This is a genomic window from Sinorhizobium sp. BJ1 (genome assembly GCF_002531555.1).
In the GTDB taxonomy this organism is placed as follows: Bacteria; Pseudomonadota; Alphaproteobacteria; order Rhizobiales; family Rhizobiaceae; genus Sinorhizobium; species Sinorhizobium fredii_B.
Window position 1 is genome coordinate 1 of the sequence record NZ_NWTH01000121.1, and the last position, 654, is coordinate 654.

Consider the following 654-nt stretch of genomic DNA (forward strand, 5'->3'; position numbering starts at 1 on the left):
TCAGCCGGCTGACCCGCATCTGTGCGACGTCATCCTCCTGCCGGTCGGCCGTGTCGAGCATGCCCAGATACCGCTCAATGCTGGCATCCACCTGCTCCATACGTCGGCGGATCGCGCCAGGCGTGAAGTTTCTGTCGCGTGTGTTCACCGCCTTGAATCGGCTGCCGTCGACCGCAACCGTGCCACCCGCGATGAGGCCGATCTTGCGGCACAGAAGCACGAATTGGCGGCAGACCGCACGGATCGCTTCGCCGTTGTCACGCCGGAAATCGGCGATCGTTTTGAAATCGGGCGCGAGCTTACCCATCAGCCACATCAGTTCGACGTTGCGGCCCGCCTCCCGCTCCAGCCGCCGGCTCGACTGCACTTGGTTGAGGTAGCCATAGAGGTAGAGCTTCAGCATGGTTGCCGGGCTATATCCCGGCCGCCCAGTCGCCGCCGCGGCGGCAAAGCCCATTGCACGCAAATCCAGCTCATCGATGAAGACATCGACAACGCGGGCCGGGTTGTCTTCGGTGACATAATCATCGAGGCATTCCGGCAAGAACAGCTGCTCTCGCCGATCCTTACCCTCGATGAAACCCGCCATGCCGAATCCCCCGCTCAACTGGAGGTAGACTATCATGAGCGGGAGTTTTCACACAGCCTCCACCC

At 61.9% G+C, this 654-nt stretch carries 1 protein-coding gene; it reads right to left on the bottom strand.

The features are described from left to right. A partial coding sequence (locus tag CO676_RS34345; RefSeq protein WP_144340270.1) for a transposase occupies positions 1–589 on the bottom strand: 589 nt, incomplete at its 3' end. Between the last annotated feature and the right edge of the window lie 65 nt (positions 590–654).